Source organism: Pantoea sp. UBA5035, from assembly GCF_002415245.1.
In the GTDB taxonomy this organism is placed as follows: domain Bacteria; phylum Pseudomonadota; class Gammaproteobacteria; order Enterobacterales; family Enterobacteriaceae; genus Pantoea; species Pantoea septica.
Window position 1 is genome coordinate 17,811 of record NZ_DICD01000003.1, and the last position, 25,579, is coordinate 43,389.

At 60.4% G+C, this 25,579-nt stretch carries 28 protein-coding genes; 13 read left to right on the forward strand and 15 right to left on the reverse strand.

What is annotated here, in order from left to right; translation table 11 throughout:
* Nucleotides 1-195 precede the first annotated feature (195 nt).
* From B3229_RS00980 to B3229_RS01030, 11 genes are all read right to left on the reverse strand, one after another.
* A complete protein-coding gene (locus B3229_RS00980; RefSeq protein WP_286867833.1) occupies nucleotides 196-801 on the reverse strand; it encodes a TetR/AcrR family transcriptional regulator in 606 nt (201 codons plus the stop codon).
* 330 nt (nucleotides 802-1,131) lie between these two features.
* The gene (locus tag B3229_RS00985; RefSeq protein ID WP_048784456.1) at nucleotides 1,132-1,980 is read right to left on the reverse strand and encodes a VOC family protein; all 849 of its coding nucleotides are present in this window, start codon (nucleotides 1,978-1,980) and stop codon (nucleotides 1,132-1,134) included.
* A gap of 20 nt (nucleotides 1,981-2,000) precedes the next feature.
* A complete protein-coding gene (locus B3229_RS00990; protein ID WP_286867835.1) occupies nucleotides 2,001-3,131 on the reverse strand; it encodes an amidohydrolase in 1,131 nt (376 codons plus the stop codon).
* A 2-nt stretch (nucleotides 3,132-3,133) separates the two neighbouring features.
* Nucleotides 3,134-4,246: an alkylhydroperoxidase domain protein gene (locus B3229_RS00995; RefSeq protein ID WP_286867836.1), complete on the reverse strand. Its 1,113-nt coding sequence runs from the start codon at nucleotides 4,244-4,246 to the stop codon at nucleotides 3,134-3,136.
* Complete coding sequence (locus B3229_RS01000) at nucleotides 4,243-5,253, reverse strand: putative FMN-dependent luciferase-like monooxygenase (RefSeq protein WP_286867838.1); 1,011 nt, start codon at nucleotides 5,251-5,253, stop codon at nucleotides 4,243-4,245. Before B3229_RS01000 ends, B3229_RS00995 begins: the two co-directional genes overlap by 4 nt.
* On the reverse strand, nucleotides 5,250-6,863 hold the full coding sequence (locus tag B3229_RS01005) for a dipeptide ABC transporter ATP-binding protein (protein WP_286867839.1): 1,614 nt from the start codon (nucleotides 6,861-6,863) through the stop codon (nucleotides 5,250-5,252). The genes B3229_RS01000 and B3229_RS01005 overlap by 4 nt, the downstream gene beginning before the upstream one ends.
* Nucleotides 6,860-7,708 (reverse strand): ABC transporter permease, encoded by an 849-nt coding sequence (locus B3229_RS01010; protein ID WP_048784451.1) that lies wholly within the window; start codon nucleotides 7,706-7,708, stop codon nucleotides 6,860-6,862. Before B3229_RS01010 ends, B3229_RS01005 begins: the two co-directional genes overlap by 4 nt.
* On the reverse strand, nucleotides 7,705-8,649 hold the full coding sequence (locus tag B3229_RS01015; protein ID WP_286868478.1) for an ABC transporter permease: 945 nt from the start codon (nucleotides 8,647-8,649) through the stop codon (nucleotides 7,705-7,707). Before B3229_RS01015 ends, B3229_RS01010 begins: the two co-directional genes overlap by 4 nt.
* A gap of 13 nt (nucleotides 8,650-8,662) precedes the next feature.
* Nucleotides 8,663-10,294 carry a TIGR04028 family ABC transporter substrate-binding protein gene (locus B3229_RS01020; RefSeq protein WP_286867841.1) on the reverse strand — a complete coding sequence of 544 codons (1,632 nt, stop codon included), beginning with the start codon at nucleotides 10,292-10,294 and terminating at the stop codon, nucleotides 8,663-8,665.
* Between the two features lie 192 nt (nucleotides 10,295-10,486).
* Nucleotides 10,487-10,768: a helix-turn-helix domain-containing protein gene (locus tag B3229_RS01025; RefSeq protein WP_048784448.1), complete on the reverse strand. Its 282-nt coding sequence runs from the start codon at nucleotides 10,766-10,768 to the stop codon at nucleotides 10,487-10,489.
* Nucleotides 10,758-11,078, reverse strand: coding sequence for a type II toxin-antitoxin system RelE/ParE family toxin (locus tag B3229_RS01030; RefSeq protein ID WP_286867843.1), 321 nt, complete (start codon nucleotides 11,076-11,078; stop codon nucleotides 10,758-10,760). The genes B3229_RS01025 and B3229_RS01030 overlap by 11 nt, the downstream gene beginning before the upstream one ends.
* A gap of 379 nt (nucleotides 11,079-11,457) precedes the next feature.
* On the opposite strand from B3229_RS01030, the gene B3229_RS01035 reads away from it, so the two are divergent.
* The 8 genes from B3229_RS01035 (at nucleotide 11,458) to B3229_RS01070 (ending at nucleotide 19,123) form a co-directional block, all read left to right on the forward strand.
* Nucleotides 11,458-12,456, forward strand: coding sequence for an MsnO8 family LLM class oxidoreductase (locus B3229_RS01035; RefSeq protein WP_286867844.1), 999 nt, complete (start codon nucleotides 11,458-11,460; stop codon nucleotides 12,454-12,456).
* Between the two features lie 17 nt (nucleotides 12,457-12,473).
* The gene (locus tag B3229_RS01040; RefSeq protein WP_286867846.1) at nucleotides 12,474-13,628 is read left to right on the forward strand and encodes an amidohydrolase; all 1,155 of its coding nucleotides are present in this window, start codon (nucleotides 12,474-12,476) and stop codon (nucleotides 13,626-13,628) included.
* 79 nt (nucleotides 13,629-13,707) lie between these two features.
* Nucleotides 13,708-15,021: an LLM class flavin-dependent oxidoreductase gene (locus B3229_RS01045; RefSeq protein ID WP_286867848.1), complete on the forward strand. Its 1,314-nt coding sequence runs from the start codon at nucleotides 13,708-13,710 to the stop codon at nucleotides 15,019-15,021.
* Nucleotides 15,022-15,034: 13 nt separating this feature from the next.
* Nucleotides 15,035-15,976, forward strand: a complete 942-nt coding sequence (locus B3229_RS01050; RefSeq protein WP_048784444.1) for an ABC transporter substrate-binding protein — start codon at nucleotides 15,035-15,037, stop codon at nucleotides 15,974-15,976.
* A gap of 10 nt (nucleotides 15,977-15,986) precedes the next feature.
* Nucleotides 15,987-16,499 carry a GNAT family N-acetyltransferase gene (locus tag B3229_RS01055; protein ID WP_286867851.1) on the forward strand — a complete coding sequence of 171 codons (513 nt, stop codon included), beginning with the start codon at nucleotides 15,987-15,989 and terminating at the stop codon, nucleotides 16,497-16,499.
* Between the two features lie 9 nt (nucleotides 16,500-16,508).
* Nucleotides 16,509-17,438 (forward strand): amino acid ABC transporter permease, encoded by a 930-nt coding sequence (locus B3229_RS01060; protein WP_286867853.1) that lies wholly within the window; start codon nucleotides 16,509-16,511, stop codon nucleotides 17,436-17,438.
* Nucleotides 17,422-18,216 (forward strand): amino acid ABC transporter ATP-binding protein, encoded by a 795-nt coding sequence (locus B3229_RS01065; RefSeq protein WP_286867855.1) that lies wholly within the window; start codon nucleotides 17,422-17,424, stop codon nucleotides 18,214-18,216. The genes B3229_RS01060 and B3229_RS01065 overlap by 17 nt, the downstream gene beginning before the upstream one ends.
* A gap of 10 nt (nucleotides 18,217-18,226) precedes the next feature.
* Nucleotides 18,227-19,123 (forward strand): ABC transporter substrate-binding protein, encoded by an 897-nt coding sequence (locus tag B3229_RS01070; RefSeq protein ID WP_286868479.1) that lies wholly within the window; start codon nucleotides 18,227-18,229, stop codon nucleotides 19,121-19,123.
* Between the two features lie 79 nt (nucleotides 19,124-19,202).
* Here the strand turns inward: B3229_RS01070 and B3229_RS01075 are convergent, their stop codons facing one another.
* Nucleotides 19,203-19,535, reverse strand: coding sequence for a hypothetical protein (locus B3229_RS01075; protein WP_048784439.1), 333 nt, complete (start codon nucleotides 19,533-19,535; stop codon nucleotides 19,203-19,205).
* 447 nt (nucleotides 19,536-19,982) lie between these two features.
* On the opposite strand from B3229_RS01075, the gene iraP reads away from it, so the two are divergent.
* The gene (gene iraP / locus B3229_RS01080; RefSeq protein ID WP_048784438.1) at nucleotides 19,983-20,348 is read left to right on the forward strand and encodes an anti-adapter protein IraP; all 366 of its coding nucleotides are present in this window, start codon (nucleotides 19,983-19,985) and stop codon (nucleotides 20,346-20,348) included.
* A 94-nt stretch (nucleotides 20,349-20,442) separates the two neighbouring features.
* Here iraP and B3229_RS01085 read toward each other — a convergent pair whose 3' ends face one another.
* A complete protein-coding gene (locus B3229_RS01085) occupies nucleotides 20,443-20,763 on the reverse strand; it encodes a four-helix bundle copper-binding protein (RefSeq protein ID WP_286867858.1) in 321 nt (106 codons plus the stop codon).
* Nucleotides 20,764-21,000: 237 nt separating this feature from the next.
* On the opposite strand from B3229_RS01085, the gene B3229_RS21255 reads away from it, so the two are divergent.
* The 4 genes from B3229_RS21255 to B3229_RS01100 all read left to right on the forward strand — a co-directional run bounded on the left by B3229_RS21255 (nucleotide 21,001) and on the right by B3229_RS01100 (nucleotide 23,050).
* Nucleotides 21,001-21,174: an ECs_2282 family putative zinc-binding protein gene (locus B3229_RS21255; RefSeq protein WP_414692032.1), complete on the forward strand. Its 174-nt coding sequence runs from the start codon at nucleotides 21,001-21,003 to the stop codon at nucleotides 21,172-21,174.
* Nucleotides 21,175-21,251: 77 nt separating this feature from the next.
* A complete protein-coding gene (locus tag B3229_RS01090) occupies nucleotides 21,252-21,812 on the forward strand; it encodes a non-canonical purine NTP pyrophosphatase (RefSeq protein WP_286867859.1) in 561 nt (186 codons plus the stop codon).
* On the forward strand, nucleotides 21,809-22,603 hold the full coding sequence (locus B3229_RS01095) for an SIR2 family protein (RefSeq protein WP_048784435.1): 795 nt from the start codon (nucleotides 21,809-21,811) through the stop codon (nucleotides 22,601-22,603). Before B3229_RS01090 ends, B3229_RS01095 begins: the two co-directional genes overlap by 4 nt.
* A 105-nt stretch (nucleotides 22,604-22,708) precedes the next feature.
* Complete coding sequence (locus tag B3229_RS01100) at nucleotides 22,709-23,050, forward strand: YebG family protein (protein WP_048784434.1); 342 nt, start codon at nucleotides 22,709-22,711, stop codon at nucleotides 23,048-23,050.
* A 348-nt stretch (nucleotides 23,051-23,398) separates the two neighbouring features.
* Here the strand turns inward: B3229_RS01100 and B3229_RS01105 are convergent, their stop codons facing one another.
* Together B3229_RS01105 and proP are read right to left on the reverse strand one after the other, a co-directional pair.
* Nucleotides 23,399-23,737, reverse strand: coding sequence for a cupin domain-containing protein (locus tag B3229_RS01105; RefSeq protein ID WP_033748667.1), 339 nt, complete (start codon nucleotides 23,735-23,737; stop codon nucleotides 23,399-23,401).
* A 162-nt stretch (nucleotides 23,738-23,899) separates the two neighbouring features.
* Nucleotides 23,900-25,360: a glycine betaine/L-proline transporter ProP gene (gene proP / locus B3229_RS01110; protein ID WP_048782768.1), complete on the reverse strand. Its 1,461-nt coding sequence runs from the start codon at nucleotides 25,358-25,360 to the stop codon at nucleotides 23,900-23,902.
* Between the last annotated feature and the right edge of the window lie 219 nt (nucleotides 25,361-25,579).

Below are 25,579 nucleotides of genomic sequence, written 5' to 3' on the forward strand. Positions count from 1 at the left end.
GCATTATGCCTGTTGGTTTAAATCTTAGTCCTGCTACCTACTAGAAGGTAGGCTAAACAACAACGACAAATCCAGCTGCTTACACCCCTGTACAATGGGATTAAATGTTCAGAGCAGCTTTATTTTTTCTGTCTGCCAGCGAGAGGCAGAGCAGAGTGAAACGAGAGCAAAAACAAAGAGCCGCAGACGCCGCTTTTAAGCAGGCAGTAATGCGTTGGTTTTGATCAGCTTATTGATTGCCGGTTCGACAATGTGCAGGAACAGGTCAACGTTATCAAAGGCGCGCGCTGCGACCATCGCACCGTGTACCGTTGCCATAAAAGATTTTGCTTCCGTCGCTGCACTTTCGCGCAGGGTAAATACGCCGCTCTTTTCGCCCCTGTCCAGCACGGCAGTCAGCCATTCGGTAAGGTCAGTAAAATGCCCGCTGACCTCCTTCGCCACCTCTTCAGGTAAAACCGGTAATTCCACCGCCAGCATGACGCAAATGCAGAAGGGCGAATCGTTGTTTTTAATGCAGGTTGCCCAGTAATTCACATAGCCATTAATTTCGCCCAGTGCATCCCCGGCAAAGTGCTGGCTGGTTGCCGCCATTCCTGCCTGCGCCTGCTGACGATAATCACTGACTACCGCCTGTACTAAATCAGCTTTGTTTGGGAAGTGATGATGAATACTGGCTTTGCGAATCTGTACACGTTCGGCTATATCGGCGTAGCTAAAGCTTTTATAGCCGCCTGAGGTGAGCAGCATCCTGGCGTGATGCATGATTTCTGCGGCTTTCGGTGAACGTTCGGTATTCATGCACACTCCGATAATGAAGATAAAGTAACGGCAAAACAGAGAAGGGGCCTGAACCTGTTAACTGACAGCTAACATGTCAGGCACAGGGCTTCTTACGTGTGCGTCTACACAACAGGCCACATCGTCGTTCATGAATCTACTAGTAGGTAGGCTGGGGTGTCAACCGATATTCATCTAAACATCATCCACCGCACTTTTGCTCTGAAGCCAGGATTGCTGACAGTTGTCACAGAGAACGCGCCGTTGCAAAAGCCATGATCTCTCAGGCCGCTGCCGCAGATGCACCGCAACAGCCTGGAGAAGGACGTAATGGCTGTACTATCCCTTACCTCACAAATGAAAGCGTAGCGCCACGTTAAACCCCTGTTCCGCCGCCACGACAATCGCATCCGGCTCCTCGCGAAAGGGAATATCGCCCAGCAGCAGGCTCGCTTTTACTTTCGCCAGATCGTCGCTGCGGAAGCTGAGCGCGGACATACGCGCCGAGCCGTCATAATCCGCCGGCAGCGAGCCGAAGCGCGTCTGCGCATAGGCGGCGGAGGCGAAACGCACCTTCGCTTCGCCCGCCTTCAGCACGAAGGCGCCATCCTGACAGGCGAGGATGCGATCCGCGCCGAACAGGTGGCTGTAAACCTGAGCGGAGAGCGCCGGATCCTGCGCCACGATGACAAACTCGCTGATATTGCGCGCGCCGTTAGGATGCGTCTGCCAGGCAGCCTGCCACACCGCGTGCGGCGTATCGTGCTGGCAGAAAAAGCTGCGGCCGTTGGGGATCAGCGCCGGGCGCAGCCGCACGGTGCGGAAGTGCGCCTCGCTCGCTTCGCCGTCCGGCAGCGTCACCGGCCGGTGAAAGGCGGCGGGCGCGTCGCCGTCCAGATCCTGACGCTGCAGATGCAGCCAGGCGCTCTCCGCATCTTGCGTTTTCCATACCAGTCCGGTCAGGCCAGGCGGCGCCTGCCATAAATCTTTGCGCTGTTCGCCGCGGCCTGGCTCGTAGCCCAGCAGCTCCAGGTAGTTCTCGCCAAAAATCGCCAGGTGGTTGCTGGAGCCGAGCGTATGGTGGCCGCGTTCACTGAGCTGAAAGCCGAGCCGCCGGTAGAGCGCGCTCGCCTCGTCCAGCCTGTCCGCCACGTTAATGACCACATGATCCAGCACCGGTACGGGAACGGGAATCGCCATCTCCTTTCTCCTCTTTTTTGTCATGCGCTGGCCACGATATCCAGGGCGCGCGGCGCAAGCTGCGTAAAATAGTCCACCGCCGCTTCGAGCATGCCCTCATCGGGATCGAAACCCGGATGATGCAGCCCGAATGGGCTGGCGCTGCCGATGCTGACAAAGGCGCCCGGCACATGGTGCAGATAGAACGCGAAGTCTTCGCCGCCCATCTGCGGCGTGCCGCGCTCGGTGGCGAAGCCGCGCGCCTGCGCCAGATCCAGCGCAAAGTCGGCCCAGGCGGGCGTATTGACCAGCGCGGGCGGCCCGGCGATCCACTCCAGCTCCGCTTCCGCGCCGAAACCTGCGGCGATGCTGTCGATCAGCTGGCGCATGCGGTGTGGGATCGCCTCGCGAATCGCGTCGTTATGAGTGCGCACCGTGCCTTCCAGCTCGACGCTTTGCGGCAGCACGTTCCAGCTGTTGCCGGCGGTAAAGCGCGTCACGCTCAGCACCACCGCCTCCAGCGCGCTGAAGACGCGGCTCGGCAGAGTCTGCAGCGCAGTAACGATATGGCTGCCGATCACAATGGAATCGATGCCTTCATGCGGACGCGCGGCGTGCGCGCCCTTGCCGCGGATGCGGATGGTGAAGCGGTCAACGTTGGCGTAAAAGGCGCCGCCGCGCGTGCGCAGCGTGCCGAGCGGCAGATCCGGCGCGTTATGCATGCCGAAAATCGCCTGCACGCCCTCCAGCGCGCCGGCGTCGATCAGCTGCTGCGCGCCGTTAAAGGTCTCTTCCGCCGGCTGGAACAGAATGCGCACCCGGCCGGGCAACTGCTGCTCCTGCTGGCGCAGGCGGTGCGCGACGCCAAGCATTACCGATGTATGCAGGTCGTGCCCGCAGGCGTGCATCACGCCGGGCTGCTGCGACGTCCAGGGATGGTCGACAGCCTCATCAATCGGCAGCGCGTCGATATCGGCGCGCAGCGCAATTACGGGGTCGCCGTGGCCGATCTCCGCCACCACGCCGGTTTTCAGCGGCAGCGGCAGCAGACGAATATCGCCCTGCTGTAGCCAGCGCGTGATGCGCTCGGTGGTCTGAAATTCATGATTCGACAGCTCAGGATGCTGATGCAGCTCGCGCCGCCAGGCGATCAGTTGGTCAGTAGAAGACATGCTTATCCTTGTGCGTCAGAGGGCAAAAAAGGCTCGCCGAGCGTCAGCATCAGGCGGTTCGCCCAGGCGAAGAAGGCGGTTGACTGGATCAGGTCGAGCAGCGCCAGCGTATCCAGCCCCTGGTCGCGCAGCGCCTGAAGCTGATTCAGACGCAGGGCGGGCGGCGTGTCGGAGAGCGAGGCGGCGAAGTCGATCTCGGCGGCCCAGCGCGGCGACTGGCCGTGCGACAGCACCGCGCCGGGCGCGACGTTAAGCAGTTTCTGTACCGCATCGTTATCTTTCGAGAGCTGCGACGCCTTGCGCGCGTGCACCGAGGCGCAGTAGATGCAGCCGTTGATCTTGCTCGCCACCGTCGCAGCCAGTTCCCGTTCGGCGCGCGGCAGCCCGCCGGAGGTGTAGAAAATGCCTTTATCGGTCAGGGTGCGCTGCTCCAGCACCGGCTGGTTGCGCGCCAGCAGGCGGAAATAGTCGGAGTCGCTGTGGCCGAAGCGCGCCAGAATCGCCTGCTCGTCGGCGCTGAACTCCGCCAGCGGCTTCGCCGCCAGCCAGGGTTCCCAGCCAAGTTCTGCCTGGGTAAAGGCGGTCAGCGCCGTCTGGCCGCTGGCGGTCTGCGCGGCGCTGTGCCAGCGGCCCGCGACGGCGGCGTGCGCTGGACTGCCGCTCTCTTCGCCCTGCAGCAGGCGCAAACCGGCCAGCAGTCGGCTCTGAAAGCTGATAAAGCCGACCAGCTGCGCCAGCGTCACCACGCCGCGCTCGCTCCAGCCTGCATCGCGCAAGGCGTCAATGTGCGACGGCGCGGCGGCGATCGGCTCAACGGTCAGGCGCTGAGCAAAATCGCGCGCCTGCTGATGGCGCGCGTTGTCGCTCAGCGGCTGATACGTCGGATGGGCGGCGTAGTGGGCGCGCAGCCGTTCAGCGCCGTGCCATTCGGCCACCTGCGCCGCCAGCGCAAGGCGCTCGGCCAGCGGAAAATCGCTCTCCTGCTGGCTAAACAGCACCTCGTAGCTGCCCTGCGCGTGGCGGGTAGCGGCATCGCGCGTAGCCCGCGCCTGCGCCAGCGCGCTGGCGGGATCGATATCGGCCAGTTGCGCCAGTAGATCGTGAGAGTGAGTCATAGGGTCTCCTGAGAGGTGAGCGTGCGCAGCCAGGGCGCAAGCTGTTCGGCGATAAGTTCAATGGAGCGCAGCGTATCGGCGGGCGACGGCTCGACCGAGTGCACCTGAAAAGAGATATCGGTAACGCGCGGCAGCACGCTGTCCTGCGCCAGCGAGGCGCGCACCGTGACGGCGTCACCGACGTGGGCGTCGAACTGGGCGAAAAGGTCGTCCAGCGAATCGCCGCGCAGCGTGTGGCCGGCGGCGCGGTACTGCTGCGCCTGCTGACGGATGCCCGGCTCTGCGACGCGGCGCGCATAGCTGTCTGAATCGGCGATAAAGGCGGTGCGCGAAGCGAGAATGCGCGGGGCCACGCCGGCGGGCAGCGCGTCGAGGTAGGCGTCGATAATCGGGTTCTGTATCGCATCCAGCGGCAGCGCGGGATCCCTGGCCGGGCGCGGCTGGGTGCGCGACAGCATCAGCCCGTGTCCGGCCGCCCCGGCGCGCGCCGCGCCTTCGGCGGAAAAGGTGGCGATCCAGACGCGCTGCGCCAGCTGCGGCGCGGCGGGATAGAGATGATTGTCGGGATGCGCCAGCGAATCGCCACGCCAGGCGCCGAGCAGCTGATGCAGGTTATCGGCGAAGGCGGCGGCGCGCTGGTCGAAGGTCAGGCCGAACGGCAAAAAGGAGTCTGGCGTGCCGCCGGAACCCAGACCGATCTCCAGCCGTCCTTCAGCCAGCAGATCCAGCACCGCCGCATCCTCCGCTACGCGCAGGGCGTTCTCCATCGGCAGGGTGATAATCGCCGTGCCGAGGCGAATGGTGCGGGTGTGCGCGGCGACGTGCGCCAGAAACACCAGCGGTGCCGGCAGGCCGCCTTCCGCCTCGTGAAAATGGTGCTGGGCGATCCAGGCGCTGTCAAAGCCGAGCCGTTCAGCATGCTGGATCTGCTCGGTCGCCAGACGGTAGCGCTGCTGCGCAGGCATCTTGTCCAGCAGTCGGGTGAAAAAGCCAATGCGTCGCCTCATGCGGAAGCCCTCATTCGCGGAGTAAATTGGGGAATGGCGGCGATCAGTTCGCGGGTATAGGGGTGCTGCGGGGAGGCGAACAAGGTGACAACGTCACCGCTTTCCACCACTTCGCCTGCGCGCAATACCGTGACGCTGTCGGCCATATGGCGCACCGTCGCCAGATCGTGGGTGATAAACAGATAGGTGAGTCCTAACTCGTTTTGCAGCTGTTGCAGCAGCAGCAGGATCTGCGCCTGAACGGTCACATCGAGCGCCGAGGTCGCCTCGTCCAGCACCAGAATGTCGGGGTTGAGGATCAGCGCGCGAGCAAGTGCGACGCGCTGACGCTGGCCGCCGGAAAGCTCGCGCGCGCCGCGCGACAGCATCTCCGCAGGCAGCGCCACGCGCTCGGCGACCGCTTCAACCCGCCGCCGACGCTTAGCGGCGCCGAGCCGTTCGAAATTGCGCAGCGGCTCCTCAATGATCTGCAACAGCGTCTGGCGCGGATCGAGCGAGGCGAACGGGTTCTGATAAACGAACTGGATCTTACGTCGCAGCTGGCGCAGCGCTTCGCCGTGCAGGTCGCCGACGGGCGCGCCGTCCAGCGTCACGCTGCCGCTGTCCGCCCGTTCGAAGCCGAGCAGAATGCGCGCCAGCGTAGTTTTACCGGAGCCAGATTCGCCCACCAGCGCGTGGGTCGAGGCGCTCGCCACCTGAAAACTGACGTTATGCAGCGCCTGCAGCCGCCTGTTTTTGCCCAGCGCGAAGCTCTTGCCGATGGCGGTGGCGCTAATCGCAGGCGTCGCCAGCCGGTCGGGCGCGCGCCGTGCGACGCGATGCGGCGCCGCATCCCGCAACAGCTGGCGGGTATAAGGATGCTGCGGCGCGCCGACCAGCTGCGCGGCCGGCCCCGACTCCTGAATCTCGCCGTGGCGAAATACCATAATGCGATCCGCGCGCTCGGCCGCCAGCGCCAGATCGTGGGTAACGAACAGCACGGCGGTGCCGGACTCGCGGCGCAGCGCGTCGAGCAGATCGAGGATGCGCTTCTGCACCGTCACGTCGAGCGCGCTGGTGGGTTCGTCGGCGATAATCAGATCCGGGCTGAGCGCCAGCGCGATAGCGATCAGCACGCGCTGCTTCATGCCGCCCGACAGCTGGTGCGGATATTGATCGACGCGCTGCTGCGGATGGCTCAGGCCGACGCGCGTCAGCAGCTCCACCACGCGGCGGCGGCGCGCATCGCCACTGAGGTCGCTATGCAGGCGCAGGATCTCCTCAACCTGCGCGCCGACGGTTTGCACCGGATTGAGCGAATTGCCCGGATCCTGCGGCACCAGGCTGATGCGCACGCCGCGCAGCCGATCGAGCCGCTTCTGCGACCAGTCGGCGATATCTTCGCCGTTGAGGCGGATCTCGCCACCGTCGCGGCGGCCGTTCTCCGCCATCAGCCCGATAATGGCCTGTGCGGTGGTGGTTTTGCCGGAGCCCGATTCGCCCACCAGCGCCACCATTTCCCCAGCCCGGAGTTCAAAGCTGACGTCATGCACCACCTGACGCCACTGATGCCCGCTGCGATAGCTCAGGCTGAGATGTTTCACCGCCAGCAGCGGCGCGGATGCGCTCATCGGCGACCTCCTGCAATCTGAATGCTAATGCGATTGGCGGACAGCACCACGGCGATCACCAGCAGACCGGGGAAAGTGGTAAGCCACCATGCGGTAGAGAGATAGTTGCGGCCTTCGGCGATCAGCAGCCCCCATTCGGGCGCGGGCGGCGGCGTGCCGTAGCCGAGAAAGCTGAGCGTCGAGAGCGCGAGGATCGCCTGGCCGAACTGCAGCGCGGCGAAGGCGATCACCGGCGTCAGCGCGTTGGGCAAAATATGGCGGCGCAGCACGGCGAAAAAGGTGCCGCCGCTGCCGAAGGCCGCCTCGACGTAGTCGCTGTGGCGAATGCGCACCACTTCGCCGCGCGCCAGCCGGGCAAAGCTGGCGATTGACGCCACGCCTACCGCCAGCGCGGCGTGCAGCGTGCCGAAGCCGAGCAGGATCAATACGCTCAGCGACAGCAGCAGAGAAGGGATGGCGAGCAGCACGTCGACGGCGCGCATCATTAGCATCTCGGTTTTGCCGCCGCTGGCGCCCGCCAGCACGCCGAGCGCGGTGCCCGCCGTCAGCCCCATCGCCACGGCGATCAGCGCGGCGGAGAGCGACGCCGAGGCGCCGTACACCATACGCGCCCAGAGATCGCGTCCCAGCTGATCGGTGCCGAGCCAGTGCTCCGCCTGCGGCGCCAGACGCTGCGCCCCGGCAATGCCGTCGGTGGCGCTCCAGGCGGTAAAGAGCGCGGGCGCGAGTGCGGCGCCTATAGCCAGCAGGATCACCAGCCACGCCAGCCATAACCCTGGCTGCACGCGCAGCGCCCGGCGTCCGCTTAAGGCGCGACGCGCGGCGGCGTAGTCGACAAGGCTCACAGGGCACCTCCCGCCACGCGCTGCAGGCGCGGATCGAACTGCGGCATCAGCAGATCCACCAGCAGGTTGATCGCCACGAAGCCGAGCGCCGAGATCATCACTACCGCCTGCAGCACCGCGACATCCTGATTATTTACCGCCTGCTGCGTCAGCTGGCCGAGACCGCCGAGGCCGAACACCGTTTCGGTGATCAGCGCGCCGGCGATCAGCTCGCCCAGCAGCAGCCCGGCGATGGTCAGCACCGGCAGCATGGCGTTACGCAAGACGTGACGCCACAGCACGCGGCTTTCGCTCGCGCCTTTGGCGCGTGCCACCGCCACAAAGGGCTGCGTTGAAACCTCATCAATGCTGCGCAGCAGGATCTGCGCCAGCGGCGCGGAGATCGGCACTGCCACCGTGACGATGGGCAGTAGCAGCCCCTGCCACGGCGAGGGATTGATCACCGGTATCCAGCGCAGCTGAAAAGAGAAGATCTGGATCAGCGCAATGCCGAGCCAGAAGGTCGGAATAGAGATAAGCAGCGCGGGGACCGACTGCAGCAGCGAACGCAGGCCGCGCAGCGCGGGCTGACGCGACAGCGCCGCCAGCGCAAAGGCGAGCAGCGTCGCCAGCAGAAATCCGCACAGCGCCAGGCGCAGCGTGCCCGGCAGATTATCGGCGATCTGCGCGCTCACCGGCACGCCCGCCTGCACTGAAAAGCCGAAGTCGCCGCGCAGCATGGCAAACAGCGTATGCAGATACTGTTGCCACAGCGGGCTGTCCGCGCCGTAGGCGAGGCGCATCTCCGCTATTTGCTGCGGGCTCAGCCCCAAATCCGGGTTCTGAAATTTAATCAGCACCGCGTCGCCGGGCAGCACCTGCAGCAGCACAAAGGAGAGAGTAAAGGCCGCCCATAGCACCAGCAGCCCGCTACCCAGCCGTCGCAGCAAATAGTGTTGCATCATTTACCTCGCCTTAATGTTTTTCCAGCCAGGCGCCGTAGAACGCCGGGCGGCCAACCGCTTCAAAGCGCACCCCTTTCAGCCAGGGCGCGCCAGCAAACACCTGCGGCTCCTCGAAGATCGGAATGACGTAGGCGTTATCCAGCAGGTAGCGCTGCGCGTCGCCCGCTAGCTGCAGGCGCTTCGCCGGATCGACCTCGGCGGAGATCGCCAGCAGCAGCGCGTTGAGCTTGTCGTCGCGGAAGCTCTGCACCTTGTCGCTGGAGCCGCCTTTTTGCAGCAGCGCGTCGCGGTTGCTGGGATAGAACTGGCTTTTGATGACGTCGGGATCGGCGCGGCCCACTTCCGAGACGGTCAGCGGGGTTTTCAGCGGATCGAGGCTGTCGAGGGTTTTACTGCCCGCGTCGCCCGCTTTCACCGTCAGCGCCACGCCGACCTGACGCCACTGTTGGGCAATCAGCTGCAGCACCTCTTTGTTCTGCGGCTGCGGCAGCGATTCATAGATGGTCAGCGCCAGCGGCTTGCCTGCTTTGGCGCGGATGCCGTCGGCGCCGGCCTGCCAGCCCGCTTCGTCCAGCAGCTTTTTCGCCTGTTCCGGGTTGAATGTCAGCCTGTCGCTGAGATCGACAAAGCCCGCTGCGCTGGCGGCGATGACCGATTTAGCCTGCGGGTAGTTGGGCGAGAAGAGGGTATCGACTACCTGTTTCGCGTTGGTGGCGTGCAGCAGCGCCTGACGCACGCGCACGTCGCTTACCAGCGGGTTGTCGGGACGGAAGCTGATGCTGTCGTTGACGCCGCGCGTCGGCGCCGCATAGAGCGGGAAGTTCTGATCTTTCGCCTGCTTCTCGTCATAGGCCTGAACCTGGCGGATCACGTCCGCCTGGCCCGCCAGCAGCGCGCCGATGCGCACGCTGTCTTCCGGCGTGACGATGATTTTGATGCCGTCAAGATTGGCCGGTCCCTGCTGCTGGCCGTTTTTCGGCCCCCACTGATAGCCTTTACGCGCGATCAGGTCGACCTCGCGGCCCAGCTTCTCGTCGCTGACCACGAAGGGACCGGAGCCGATAATATGGCGCGCGTCGCCGAGCTGGTCGAAATTACGCGCCAGCGTACTGAGCGACACCAGACCAGAGCCGATGGTGGCGGTGCCCTGTAAAAAGCCGGGCGAGGGCTTTTTGAAATAGAACTTCACCGTCAGGGGATCGATCACTTCGCTGTGATCGTAGTTATTAATCACTTCAGAGACCGGCAGGCGCTGCGCTTTATTGCCCAGACCGTAGGTATCGAAGTTTTTCGCGACCGCGTTGGCGTCCAGCGGCGTGCCGTCGGAGAAGGTGACGCCGGGCCGCAGCTTAAAGGTATATTCGGTCTTATCCGTATTGCTGCTCCAGCTCTCGGCAATCCAGGGTTCGACCTGCAATGTTTCCGGGTTCTGCCAGGTGAGTTTATCGGTGATTTGATTAAGGATGCCGCCGTTGGGATAGAAGCCGCCCGCAGGCGGATAAAGATTGGTGTGCGCCTGCTGCTCAAGATAGATCAGCGTGCCGCCTTTTACCGGCGTCTCCGCCGCGTGAACGGTGATACTCCCTGCAAGCAGAGCAAATGCCAGCGCGCGCGGCAGTGGCGAAAAAGTGAAACGCGTCATGTGAATTCCTTTGTTATCAACTGCCTTAAAAGGCGGAATTCATCATCGGACGCGGCGCAGGCCAAATGAACCAACGAATTGCGCAAAGCTTATCTGAAAATAACAAATAAGGGCTTTGTCTGTTAAGCAGGAAGCCCTTAAATTGATGCGTGTTTAGTTAACGCTTTATAATAAGTGAAAAATGCTGCTGCCTTATTTGAAAAAAAGCGTGGCCATTTCAACGCCGCAGGCTCTCGCATATTTCGACAGGTTTTCAAAGCTGGCGGAAGTAATGTTTTTTTCCATTCGGGAAAGGGTTGATGGAGCAATTCCCATTCTGGCCGCTACATCTGCGCTGTTGAGTCCCGCATGACGACGCCACTCGGCCAGCAGCTCTTGCAAACGTTCTTTACGTAGTTCAGCCTCATAGGCCAGACGGAACTCGTCGCTTTGCATCAGGTTGGCTTTCATTTCAGCCAGAGTTTTATGCGCCATTGATCATCTCCTCAAGTCTGCGCCAGGCAAGTTCCATTTCCGCCAGCGGCGTTTTAGCCGTTTTCTTTATAAATATTCGTAAAACAAAGATTTTTTGACCGGTCTGATAAACCCATAACCCTCTGGCAATTTCACCGCCCATGGTACGGATTTCAAACAGGCCGTTGCCCAGAGGCTTGCAGTGCGGTTCTCTAAGAGAAAGCGGATTAGCTTCCAGTTTTTCCAGCAGACGCACCATTTTAGCCGCTATGACGCCGGGTAACGCTTCCAGCTCAGTTGCGGCTTCGCCGTGTAATTCTACGCTAAACACGCTCGCTCCTTGCAGTGAAAATGATAGCTAATAAGCTAACTTAGCTCAAATGCTAACTTTACCTTCCTGATTGCACCCATCCAACTGCGGGTCACGCAGATGCTGATGGTGTAATAGTTCGCGATATAACACCTCAAATACGATTTCTGCCGATACGTTTTTATTTTCTTCTTTTCAGGATGTTATTTCCGGAACGAAGCGCAAAAAATGAGAAATTATATTGATATAAAAACGGAGGCTGTCAGTTTTATTAATATTACGGGGTGCGCTATTCCATTGATATGCAGAATGTAAAAATGCATAGGACAATATGATGTTTTACGAATTATTAGCCTCGCTCCACACTGGGCCGCAACGGGATATAAGTGAGGAAGGGTGAATGTCATATCGTCTGAGTCTGTTAGATAAATCGCCGGTGCTCGCGGATGAGCCGGCCAGCAGCGCGTTACAGCGCACCTTGCAGCTGGCTCAACAGGCGGAGCGCTGGGGCTATCACCGTTTCTGGCTGGCCGAGCATCATAATACCGCGCAGCTGGCGAGTCCGTCGCCGGAGGTGCTGATCGCCTGGATTATCGCCCAGACGCAGCATATTCGCGTCGGCTCCGGCGGCGTGATGCTGCAGCACTACAGCCCTTATAAAGTGGCGGAAAACTTTAACCTGCTGGCGTCGCTGGCGCCGGGCCGTATCGACCTTGGCGTCGGCAAAGCGCCGGGCGGGCTGCCGCTGTCGACCCGCGCGCTGCAGGCGGGCGTGGACGGGCAGGCAAAAGGCAGCTTCGCCGAGCAGCTGAAGCAGCTGGGTCAGTGGCTCGACGCGCCGCAGCGCGAGGCTGACGACGAAGAGGCGCTGCACGCCACGCCGCTGCCGCCGCGTCCGGCTAACCGTTTTCTGCTGGGCGCCAGCGAAGAGAGCGCCACCCTCGCCGCGCAGCAGGGCTGGCAGCTGGTGTTCGCCGCTCATCTCAACGGCGACCGCCAGCTGATGGAGAACACCCTTGGCACCTATCATCGTCTTAGCGGCCAGCGCGCGCTTGTCGCGGTACAGGTGGTGGTGGCCGACTCGCCGGCAGAGGCGGATCTGCTGGTCAACGGCCTGCGCCACTTTCACGTCAGGGTCAACGGCGGCCAGGGCGTCAATGTCGCCAGTCTTGAGCAGGCGGAGCGATACGTGCGTCAGGGCGGCTTTAGCGACTACGTTATCGAGCCGCGCACGCCGTCGCTGCTGAAAGGCACCGCCGCGCAGGTGCATGCCCAGCTGGATGCGCTGCAGCAGCACTACGCCGTCGACGAATTTATTATCGACACGCCGATTGCCGAACCGAAAGCGCGCGTCCGCTCGCTGGAACTGCTGGCGACGCACCATCTGGTCGCGGCCTGACCCTGGCGGAGAGAACCATGAGCACATTCGATTCCCAGCTGCTTGCGTGGCGTCGCGAGCTGCATACCTGGCCGGAGCTGTCCGGCCATGAAGAGGCGACCACCGCGCGGCTGCGCGCATGGTTGCAGGCGGCGGATATTGCGCTGCTGGACTATCCGCTAAAAACCGGGCTGGTGGCGGAGATCGGTCAGGGCGAATCGCTGATCGCCCTGCGCGCTGATATTGACGCGCTGCCGGTGCATGAAGCGAGCGGCCTGGCCTTTCATTCGCGCCATCCCGGCGTGATGCACGCCTGCGGTCACGACGTGCACAGCGCGGTGATGCTGGGCGCGGCGCTGCTGCTGAAGCAGCATGAAGCGCAGCTCAAGGGTCGCGTGCGTATTCTGTTTCAGCCCGCAGAAGAGATTGCCGCCGGCGCGCGGCAGTTTATCGACGCCGGGGTGCTGGAAGGGGTGCAGGCGATCTTCGGCATGCACAACGAGCCGGGACTGCCGACCGGTGCGTTCGCCACGCGCGGCGGCGCGTTCTACGCCAACGCCGACAAGTTTATTATCCGCGTCAGCGGCAAAGGGGCGCACGCGGCGCATCCCGAAGAGGGCGTCGACGCGATAGTCGCCGCCAGCCAGATTATTCAGGGGCTGCAAAGCCTGACCAGCCGCAGCTTCAATACCCTCGACAGCCTGGTGCTGAGCGTCACGCGCATCGACGCGGGCAAAACCTGGAACGTGCTGCCCGGCAGCGTGGAATTCGGCGGCACCGCGCGCACTCACGACCTCGAGGTGCGCGCCGGACTGGAGGCGCGCGTGCGGGCGCTGGTGACTCATTTCGCCGAGGCGGCGGGCGCGCAGGCGACGCTGAGCTGGCATGCTGGTCCGCCGGTGCTGGTCAACGATCCTGAATGGGCGCGCTTTTCCAGTGAGATTGCCGAGCAGGCGGGCTACCGCGTGCAGACGGCCGATTTGCACCTCGGCGGCGAAGATTTCGCTTTTTATCTCCAGCAGACGCCCGGCGCCTTCGTCAGCATCGGCAGCGCCAGCCCGTTCGGTCTGCATCACTCCGCTTTTAATCCCGACGAGGCGCTGATCGCGCCCGCCGCCCGCTACTTCGCGCAGCTGGCGCAGCACGCGCTGCAGCGGCTCAGCGCGCGATGTTGCGACGCCATTCTGACCTGATCCCCTGAACTGAACGGCGTTCGCGCGTGCCGATGCGCCGCGCGAGCTGCATCGCTGCATCAAAAACAGAGAGAACATCATGACCACGAGAGAGCTTCGACTGGGCACCATCCTGCATGGCGCCTCCGGCAATATGTCCGCATGGCGTCATCCCGCCGCGCAGGCGGACGCCAGCATCAGCTTCGACTATGCGAAACGCATCGCGCGCAAAGCGGAAGAGGGCAAACTCGATTTCCTGTTTGTCGCCGACGGCCTTTATATCAATGAAAAATCGATTCCCCACTTTCTCAACCGCTTCGAGCCGCTGACGCTGCTGTCGGCGCTGGCGGGCGTTACCGAACATCTTGGGCTGGTGGGCACGGTATCCACCTCCTACAGCGAGCCGTTTATTACCGCGCGCCAGTTCGCCAGCCTCGATCACCTGAGCGGCGGCCGCGCCGGCTGGAACGTGGTGACCTCGCCGCTGGAAGGCTCGGCAAAAAACTTTTCCCGCAGGCAGCATCCGGAACATGCGCTGCGCTACCGCATCGCCGACGAGTATCTCACCGTGGTGAAGGGGCTGTGGGATTCATGGGAAGAGGGCGCCTTCGTGCGCGATAAGGCGAGCGGAAAGTTTTTCGAGCCGGGCAAGCTGCACGCCATCGACCACCATGGCGATTTTTTTCAGGTGGCCGGGCCGCTGAATATTCAGCGCACGCCGCAGGGCCGTCCCATCCTCTTCCAGGCGGGCGCCTCCGAAGATGGCAAAAAGCTGGCGGCGCGCCATGCCGATGCGATTTTCACCCATCAGCCGACGCTGGAAGAGGCGCAGGCGTTTTACCGCGACGTGAAGCGCCAGCTGGTGGAAAACGGCCGCCAGCCGGAAGATCTGCATATCTTCCAGGGCGTCAGCGTGATCGTCGGCGACAGCGCCGAGGATGTCGAGCAGCAGTATCAAACCACCGCCGCGCTGGTGTCGATCCAGGACGCGCTGAACTATCTGGGCCGCTTCTTCGATCACCACGACTTCTCGCAGTATCCGCTGGATGCGCCTTTCCCCGAGCTGGGTGATATCGGCCAGAACAGCTTCCGCAGCACCACCGACGAAATCAAACGCAAGGCGCGCGAGCACGGCCATACGCTGCGCCAGGCGGCGCTGGAAGCCGCAACGCCGCGTCCGCTGTTTCACGGCACACCGGAACAGGTGGCGGACGGCCTGCAGCAGTGGTTCGAAAACTTCGCCACCGACGGCTTTATCATTCAGGGCGGCACGCCCGACACCTTCGAGCGCTTCGTCGATCGCGTGGTGCCGGTGTTGCAGGCGCGCGGCCTGACGCGACGCGACTACCCCGGCACCACCCTGCGCGCCAGCTTTGGCCTGAAGGAACCGGCTAACCAGTTCTCACAACAATAAGAGCACCTTCGCTATGCAGAATAATAAAACCCTTATCGCCCTGCTGTTGCTGGCCACGTCCGGCGGCGTGTATGCCGAAGGCACTAACGTCGATTACAACGGCCAGCGCGTCAGCCTTGAAGCCAATAAAGCGCCGATTAATACCGCGAAGAATGACCAGGCGGTAGCGCAGCTGCCGGCCGGCCATCACTTTGTGGTGCCGGGCGCGTTTACCGTGGCGGTCGCCGCGCAGAACTCGCCGCCGCTGACGGTCTTCTCCGACGACAACAAGACCCTGCTCGGCAGCGAAGTAGATATCGCCCGGCTGGTGGCCGACAGCCTCGGCCTGAAGCTCAACGTGGTGCCGACCTCGTGGGAAGACTGGCCGCTCGGCGTCGCCTCGGGTAAATATGATGCGGCTATCTCCAACGTTACCGTCACCCGAGAGCGTAAAGAGAAGTTCGATTTCGCCACCTATCGCCGCGACACGCTCGGCTTCTACGTGAAGGCCGACAGCAAGATTAAAGCGATCGCGAAGCCGGAGGATATCGCCGGACTGCGCATTATCGTCGGCTCCGGCACCAATCAGGAGGCGGTGCTGCTCGCCTGGGATAAAGCCAATCAGGCGAAGGGGCTGAAGCCGTTCACGCCGATCTATACCAAAGATGACGCTACCCAGACGCTGGCGCTGCAGTCGGGCCGCGCCGACGCCTACTTCGGGCCGAACGTGATCGGCGCGTGGAAAGCGGCGCTGACCGGCAAAACCCGCCTGGTGGGGAGCTTCGACGGCGGCTGGCCGAAAGTAGCGCACATCGCGGTGACGGTGAAAAAAGGCAGCGGGCTGGCCGAGCCGATCAATACCGCGCTGAACGGCGTGATCCAGAACGGCGACTACCTTAAGGTGCTGAACCGCTGGGGCGAAGGCGTAGAGAAGATCGATCGTTCCGAAATTAACCCGCCGGGCTTGGGCGACTGAGAGGTGAACCATGAGCCAGCAACATTTTCGCGACGTGTCGCCGGAAGCGCCTGAGCTGCAGCCGATCCTGAGCGGACTCTTCGCCTTTTACGCCTCGCGCTACGGCGACTTCTTCCGCAACAACCAGGAAGTCGAAAAGACCGAATGGTATCTGCCGCCGCGCGGCCTGTTTATCGTGCTGGAGCGCGACGGCGAGATTATCGCCATGGGCGCCTATAAGCCTTTTGACGAGGAGACCGCCGAGCTGAAGCGCATCTGGACGCGCGGCGATCTGCGGCGTCAGGGGCTGGCGCTGTTAGTGGTGCAGGAGCTGGAGCGGCGCGCGCTGCGCGCTGGCTACCGGCGACTCTATCTCACCACCGGTTTTCGCCAGCCGGAAGCGGTGCGTCTCTACAGCAGCTTCGGCTATCAGCCGCAGTTCGACCTGAGCGGCGATCTGGAACGCTACGGGCAGCCGCCCCATGACGGCCGTCTGCGTTTTACCAAAGTGATCGACGTTAACCGCGTCGCGCAGGCGAGTTAAGGAGGCAAAATGAGCAGGGAACATCAACAGTTGAAAGTCGTGCCGGCGCGCTATCCGGCCCGCACTATCGGGGCGATCGGCGCCCTGTTTATTCTGGCGGGCGTGGTGGAGTCGGTGGCGCTGAACCCGCGCTGGGAGTGGGGCGTCTTCGCCCGCTGGTTTTTCGATCCGGTGATCCTGCACGGCCTGGGGCAGACGCTGCTGCTGACGCTGCTCGGCACCGTTTTCAGCCTGATTTTCGGCGGCCTGCTGGCGCTGGCGCGCCTCTCGTCGTCGTGGCTGCTCAGCAGTCTCGCCTGGGGCTATATCTGGCTGTTCCGCTCGCTGCCGCTGATTGTGGTGCTGATTATTCTCTATAACTTCTCTTATCTCTACGACACGCTCTCGTTTGGCGTACCCTTTACCGCGCTCGCCTGGGGCCATTTCCAGACCATCAACGTGCTGGGGCAGTTTCCGGCGGCGGTGATCGGCCTGACGCTGGTGCAGGCGGCCTACAGCGCGGAGATAATTCGCGGCGGCTTCCTCGGCGTCGATCACGGGCAGATGGAGGCGGCGTCGGCGCTCGGCCTCTCCGCGACGCGCCGGACCTTTCGCATTATTCTGCCGCAGGCGCTGCGCGCCATTATTCCCACCGCTTTTAACGAGGTCATCAGCCTCGCCAAAGGCACGTCGGTGGTTTACGTGCTGGCGATGCCGGAGCTGTTTTACACCATCCAGATGATCTACAACCGCAACCAGGAGGTGATTCCGCTGCTGATGGTGGGCGCGGCCTGGTATCTGATTATCACCACGGTGCTGTCGGCGATTCAGCACGGCGTCGAACGCTGGCTGGCGCGCAGCGTCACCCGCGATGCACAACCTTCGCGCTGGCGCCAGTGGCGCAGCCGCCTGAATCCCGTTGCCGCAAATGAGGAGATTAGCCATGTCCGAAGCCATTGATTACCGGCAGGCGCACGCCACCGGCGCCATCAGCATAACCGGCGTCAGCAAAAGCTACGGCCGCCATAAAGCGCTGGACGACGTCTCGCTGGAGCTGGATCCCGGCTCGGTGACGGTGATTGTCGGGCCGTCCGGCTCCGGCAAGTCGACCCTGCTGCGCACGCTGAATCATCTGGAGCGCGTCGATGAGGGCTTTATTCAGATCGACGGCGACTATATCGGCTACCAGCGGCGCGGCGACAAGCTCTATGAGCTGAAAGAGAAGGCGATTTTGCGCCAGCGCGTCAACGTCGGCTACGTGTTCCAGAACTTCAATCTCTTTCCGCATCTCACCGTGCTGGAAAATCTGATCGAGGCGCCCATCGCTCATCGCCAGCTGTCGAAGCGCGACGCGGTTGCGCGCGCCGGGGAGCTGCTCGATATTGTCGGGCTGCGCCATAAGGCTGACGCCTGGCCGCGTCATTTATCTGGCGGCCAGCAGCAGCGCATCGCCATTGCGCGCGCCCTGATGCTGAACCCGCGCGTGATGCTGTTCGACGAGCCTACCTCGGCGCTCGATCCGGAGCTGGTGGGCGAAGTGCTCGACGTGATTAAAAAGCTGGCGCGTTCGGGCACCACGCTGGTGATTGTGACGCACGAGATCGGCTTCGCGCGTGAAGTGGCGGATAACGTGGTGTTTATGGTGGATGGCAAAATTGTCGAGCAGGGCAGCGCGACCCAGGTGCTGAGCAATCCGCGCCATGAACGCACGTGTCGCTTCCTTGCGCGCGTGCTGTAGGAAAAAGATGATGAGAGCCTCGTTACTTGTCCTGCTGCTGGCCGGCGCGCTGCCGCCTGCGCTGGCGGCCACCCTCGACGTTACGCAGAATGAGACGCCGATAGCGGCTCCGGCCAATCCGCAGGCGATCGGCAAGATCCCGCCGGGTTTCCATTTTGTCGAGCCAGGCTATCTGACGGTGGCCACCGCCAATACCAACTCGCCGCCGCTGGGGCTGCTGGCGTCCGATAATAAAACGCGTATCGGCAGCGACGCCGATTTTGCGCGGCTGCTGGCGGATAGCCTCGGGCTGAAGCTGCATCTGGTGCCCGCCTCCTGGGAGGACTGGCCTCTCGGCGTGACCGCCGGACGCTATGATGTGGCGATGTTCAATATCGCGGTGACGGAAGAGCGCAAGAAGAAGTTCGACTTCGCTACCTACCGCGCCGACGGCCATGCGTTTCTGGTGAAGGCGAGCAGTCCCATTAACAGTGTCACTAAGGCGGAGGATATTGCGGGGCTGCGCATTATCGTCGGCTCCGGCACTAATCAGGAGCGCATCCTGCTCGGCTGGGACGAGCAGAACCGCGCGAAAGGATTAAAGCCGGTGACGCCGGTCTATCTCACCGACGAGGCGGCGGCGACGCTGACGCTGCTCTCGGGACGCGCCGACGCGCTGTTCGGCCCGCAGTCGATGGCGGCCTGGAAGGTGGCGTCGCGCGGCGATACGAAGATTGTCGGCTACGGCCCGGTGCGATCCTGGGTGGCGGTCACCACGAAGAAAGGCAACGGTCTGGCGGAGGCGTTGCAGAGCGCGGTAAACGGCACTATCGCGGGCGGAGAGTATCAGCAGGTGCTGAATCGCTGGGGCGAGCAGAATGAGGCGATTGCGGCATCGGCGGTGAATCCGCCGGGGATCGTTTACTGAAACAGGAGCGGCGCTGCCCTGAGCCTCTGCCGGGGAAAAAGCCGCCTGACAGGCGGCTTATCATAAAAGTGCTTATCATTCAGGGATTACGATATTCTTCGTAGGTCCGCGGTGCGGGATCGCCTTCTTTACGATACAGGTTATCGGCGGCCTGGCGCTCTTTAACGTATACCAGGGTTTCCTGCAACTGCCGTTGCTCTTCGACCGGCATGGTATTAATGACCTCGCTGTTGATGGACGCCTGAATTTTATCGAAAATTTCTATAGCAAACCCCAGGAACTCACTGTCGGTGAGGATCTCGTTCCGATAAAGTTCGCAGAGCGTTTTCTGCTTATCTAACTCTTTTTTAAGATCCTCGACCTGTTTGTTACAGGCATCCAGCTGTGCTGACTCTGAAGCATTCGAAGCCATATTAAACATCCTTTTTGATTAGAGGTTTTTAATTAAAAAGCAGCTTAGTGTAATCCCGATACGGTATGAATAACAGGCGGCGGAGGTATAAATCGACTGGTGTTTGTACGTTAATTATCGCTCGATATTGATGCAATATTCTGGCATATGCGCGGAAATTGGGTTTTATATCCTGTTTTTTCGCTACTTTATAGCACCTTCCTCATCTGCTTAATAAGCGCTTCAGAAAACCCTGATGCTAAATTTATTATTAGTATGGTTAAAGTTTTCGCGGCCTTAAGGCGGAGATCGTTTGCCGATACATGCGCTCCTCTGCCTCGTTAAACATCATCGGCGCTTGATCCGCACGCCTGCTTTTTATGCGCCTCAGTAGCAGGCTTTCAGAATAATGTTATGTGCATTGTCTGCTTCAGATCATAGGATGCTCTTTTGACAGGGAGATAAGCGATGAAGAATGTCGTACTGAGTATGCTTGCTAAAATTTCTCAGATTGATGCAAGCACAAAACAGCTCACAGCACGCGTTGAGGCGCAGTCTCTACTGATCAGCGCGCTTGTTCTTGCCGTCAGCAAACAGGGCGGAGTAACTGAGATGATTGAGGGCGCAAATAAGGCTATCAATACCGTCATCGCCTCTGCTGACTCAAATGAGATGCTCAAATCGGATGCCGCACTGCTTTTAAGCGAATTACAGGATCTGCTCACTATTTCCCGGGCAGTGGATAGCGCAAGCGAAGAAATCGATCATGAAGGGCTTAATGAGCTCACAGGCGTAGCGCCCGCGGTAGAAAAAAAGCTGTCGGATAAACTTTAGCGCTTCTCTAACGGCCCGTGATCAACGGGCCGCATGCTACTGGCTCAGACGATATTAACGTGAACAAATTACCTGAGGGAGCGGATACCTTTTATCAGGCCGCCATTTTGCGGCACTGCTCGGCACAGTGTCGGCACGATTTGGCGCACGCCTGGCAATGATCGTGCTTGCCGCATTCGTCGCCGCACTGCTGGCAAATATCTGCACAGAGCTTGCACAGCGTTTTGGCTGATTCGCTGTTGAGCGCCATAAATTGCGCAGCCGCACGACAAATACTGGCGCATTGCATATCCATCCTGATGCAGTTTCGCATCATATCCAGGTTTTCTTCTTCAAGACAGGACGCTGCGCAGTGATCGCAGGCGGCTGCGCACAGATAACAGGCTTCAATGCACTTTTGCCAGGGATTTAACATATTTCCTCCTTAACAGAACGTGTTTATTAAGCCTGGAAAAGAAATCTGATTATGCAAAGCGGAAATAAGTTAATCACTTTTTCATCGCTGACTTTGCGGCTGTTCTGGCAGTTAGCGCCAGAAGCGTGAGCCAGCATAGAGACCCTTGATACAGCCGCACACCGCCTGACGACTGGCCGATGCTGGTAAAAGTGCCAGGCTTAGCCCATGCTAAATCAAACTTGATGGAGTCTCCCAATGGGCCGAGTTAAGATTCGGTGCCCAGCTTGTGGAGAGCGCCGCTTTCAGTTCACCCTTAAAAACGATGCAAAGAAGACGCCTCATGGCGCCGTCTGTCTGCGCTGCGGCAGACCAGTGAAAAGCGACAGCCTTTTTCAACTTTGTCTGGTTCCTCCACGCATTTTTCGATAATGCATGAAGCATATTCAACTATGATAACAAGCAGGTAAGATTTCTTTCTAAAAACATAATAAGTTTATAGGCTTGCAATGAAAATCCGCTTTCTGTCAGCCAATGAGCACAAGCTGACCGAGGTACGCAAAATCCTCGAACCGGTAGGCGTCGACGTCCTGCCTATCTCGCGCCGCATCGACGAAATCCAGACGGAAAACGAAATTGCGCTGGTACGCGATAAGCTGACCAAGGCGTTTTCCATTATCGGCCGCCCGCTGTTTGTCGAACATACCGGTCTCTATCTCGACGGGCTAAATGGCCTGCCTGCCGGGCTGACTCGCATCTTCTGGAACCGGCTGGAGGCGGAGCGTTTCGCCAAGCTGGTGCAGGGGCTCGACAGCCAGGCGGTGACGGCGAAAACCGTGCTGGGCTACTGCGACGGACGCAAAATGTACCAGTTCCATGGTGAAGTGCGCGGCACCATCGCCGCCAGGCCTGCCGGACCGCGCGAGTTCCAATGGGACTGCGTTTTTATCCCGGAAGGCCATAGCCAGACTTTCGCCGAGATGGGCGAGCTGAAAAATGAGATCTCCATGCGTAAGCTGGCGCTCGATCGCTTTGCCGAATTTCTGAAAACCGCTCGAGGAGTGGCATGAAACCTGAACTGAAACGCGCCTATGACTCCGGCAAGCTCATCCTCTTTGCTGGCGCGGGCATTTCGCGCAATCTGGGATTGCCGGAGTGGCATGAGCTGATCGCCCATCTGGCGAACGAGCTGGGCTACGATCCGAAAATCTTCAACACCTATGGCACCCATCTTTCGCTGGCGGAGTACTACAAACAGAAGAAAGGGTCGCTGGGGCCGCTGCGCAGCTGGATGGATCGCGAGTGGCATCGCCCGGACATTGATGTCCGATCGTCAGAAATTCATACCATGATTACGCAGGGCAACTTTAGCCGCATCTACACCACCAATTACGATCGCTGGCTGGAAGCGGCGCACGAGGCGCACGGCGTGCCCTACAGCAAAGTCGCCAACGCGGCGGATTTGGTGGCGCTCACCGAGGACAAGCGGCACATCATCAAACTGCACGGCGATTTCGACGACGATACCTCAATCGTGCTGGATGAGAGCAGCTATTTTGAGCGTCTCTATTTCGACTCGCCGCTCGATATCAAACTTACCCATGACGTGATGGGCAATTCGGTGCTGTTCGTCGGCTACAGCATCAGCGATTTCAATATCCGTCTGCTGTTCTATCGCCTGACGAAAATGTGGGGCAGAACCGGCCTGGCGACCGCGCGGCCGAAGTCTTATCTCTTCACCAACCGCAATAATCCGGTGGCGCGCGAAGTGCTGGGGCAGTGGGGAATCGAAATGATCGTCTCAGAAGAGGATGACCCGCGCAAAGCGCTGGCTGACTTCCTTACTGATCTGATTTCATAAGGAAAATTCCGCCTTCACCTGGCGTAGCGATAGCGTTGAAAAAAGGATGCAATCCGGCTGCATGAGGGATATACTGTATATATTAACAGTATCGGAGAGGCAAAAATGGCTGTCGAAATTAAATACGTAGTCGTCAAGAAGGGTGAAGAGAAAATGACGTTTGCCAGCAAAAAAGAGGCGGATGCCTACGACAAGATGCTCGACATGGCGGAGGCCTTTACCGACTGGTTAGCGCAGCATCAGCCCGATATGGATGAGTCTCAGGCGGAAACGCTCGGCCTGCTGCTCGCAGAGCAGAAAGACGCGATTCAGCATATCCTGCGCACCAGCAAACTTCCTGATGCGGCTGACGCGACGAAAAGCGTTCGCGCTGCAGAGAGCGCGGATGAAAGCGCCGAAGGCGACGTCGCTCAAACGAAGAAGGTGCGCGCCGTTAAGGCCGCTTAAGTTCAGCTTGATAGTAAAGACGCGCCGCAGCGCTTTTGCCTGCGGCGCGTTTTCGTATGCGGGAAGCCTCTGCGGTCAGGCGCACCTGACCTGCAGGCTTTTATGCGTCAGTGAGCGAACAGAGAGAATGTGCCGAAATAGTAGCTTGCCATCCATGCCACATAGACCAGCCACACCATCAAACCTGCCGTTAAAGCCAATTTACCCGTCATCAGCCTGCCTCCATTAGATGTGCGGTTACAGGAACCGTTGACACAAATTGACAGAAGGCTGCGGGGTGTGAATTGTTCTGGATCAAGAAACCTGCATACAGCGGTTAAGCGCTACCTCGGCGTGGATCAAAAAGCCCTAGAGCAGGTCGGTACGATCGCCGCGCGTGGTAGGGTGCGAGATCACCAGAAATTCGACGTCGCTGTCGCTGTCGTTGCGGGCCTGATGTTTCGCTTCGGGAGGAATTTCCAGACCCTCATGCGCGTTGAGCAGGTGACGCTCGCCTTCAAGCTCCATACAGAGCGTGCCGCGCAGTACAAAAAAGAACTGCCGACTCTGGGCGTGATAGTGGCGAATCTCCGCTGTGCCGGCTGGCATCCGCTCGTGGATGATAGTGAGATCTTGCCGCTGCAGCAGTGTCCAGCCGTCGCATTTGTCGCCCCAAAAATAGTGTTCGGCGTTCTCTTTGGACACCATGTTGATTTTCCTTATCCGCTTGATGGAACCGATACCATAACGATTCTGCTGGCAAAAAAATATGCCTTTTCAATCATCTTGTTTCTGATGCGCGCTTTTCATACCGTGGATAAAAGAAAACCCGCCGCTGGCGGGTTTTTTTATGGTGATACGATGACCTGGTTACTGCGCCGGACGCGCTTTATTACGTGAACGCAGCTTTTTAACCAGACGGTGCGCTTCGGCCTCGCTGGCTACCGCAGGCGAAGAGCCGCGCAGCGGTTTACGCGCCGATTCGTGCAGCGTCAGCACGGTGATCAGGCCAATCACGCCGGCGCCCATCAGGTAGTAGGCGGGCATCATCAGGTTATGCGTGGTATCCACCAGCCAGGCGGTAATCAGCGGCGTGGTGCCGCCGAACAGCGAGACGGAGAGGTTAAAGCCGATCGCCAGCGCGCTGTAGCGGATGTCGGTAACAAACAGCGCCGGCAGGGTGGCGGGCATGGAGCCGCTGAAGCAGGTATGCAGCGCGCCCAGCACGATCAGTCCGGCGAACACCAGCCACATATTGCCCGACGTCACCAGCATCATGCAGGGGATCGCCAGCAGGATCAGGCCAATCGCGCCGCTGCCGATGACCGGACGACGGCCAAGGCGATCCGCCCAGTGTCCCCAGAACAGCGTCAGCGGCATCATCACGAACATCACCACCATAATCAGCAGCAGGCTGCTCAGCTCGCCCATGCCGAGGATGCCGGTCAGATAGCTCGGCATATAGGAGGTCAGCATGTAGTTGGAGACGTTGAACAGCAGCACCAGACCAATACATTTAAGCATCGGCTTGTGATACTTCTTCAGCATCTGCACCACCGTCATCGCCGGTTTGCTGTGCTCAAGCGCCTCCTGCTTCTCCATATGCTGCTGGAACGCCGGGGTCTCTTCCAGCTTGAGCCGCACATAGAGACCGAACAGGCCAAGCGGCGCGGCGACGAAGAAGGGAACGCGCCAGCCCCAGTCGAGCATGGTCTGCTCCGGTAGCACCGAGGTCAGCGCGGTGACGAAGCCTGCGCCCAGCAGATAGCCGCCCAGTGTGCCGAATTCGAGAAAGCTGCCCATAAAGCCGCGACGGTTATCGGTGGAGTATTCGGCGATAAAGGTCGCCGCGCCGCCATATTCGCCGCCGGTTGAAAATCCCTGCACCAGTCGCGCGACCAGCAGCAATATCGGCGCAAGAATGCCTATGCTGGCGTAGGAGGGGATCAGGCCGATGCAGAAGGTGCCGATCGACATCATTATCATGGTCATCGCCAGCACTTTCTGTCGGCCGATGCGATCGCCGAGCGGGCCGAACACCAGTCCGCCAATGGGGCGCACCAGGAAGGCCGCGGCGAAGGTACCGAAGGCCGCGATCAGCTGAGCGGTGTTGCTGGCGTTGGCGAAAAAGACCTTACCGATGGTCACGGCGAGGTAGCTGTAGACGCCGAAGTCGAACCACTCCATCGCGTTACCCAGCGCCGCTGCGCCGACCGCACGCTTCAGCATATCGTTATCGACGATGGTGATATCGTCGACCGTCAGCTCTTTCTGTTTTTTCTGCCAGAAATGCTTTTTGCTTTTATCTGTAGGTTGATTCCCGGTGCTCATAATATCCTCATTAACGAATGAGGCTCTTATAGCTTTCGTCGCCGAACGGCCAACAAACTCTGGGAAAGAAAGCTATAAGCAGCCTGTTAAAATAAATTACGGCAGCTTGTTTACAACAATTTACCTTACTATAAAAACGGCCTCGCTTTCAAATTAGCAGATTTTTAGACTGTCATGGCCGATTAAACACGCAATTGATGCCGCTTTGATTCATCAACA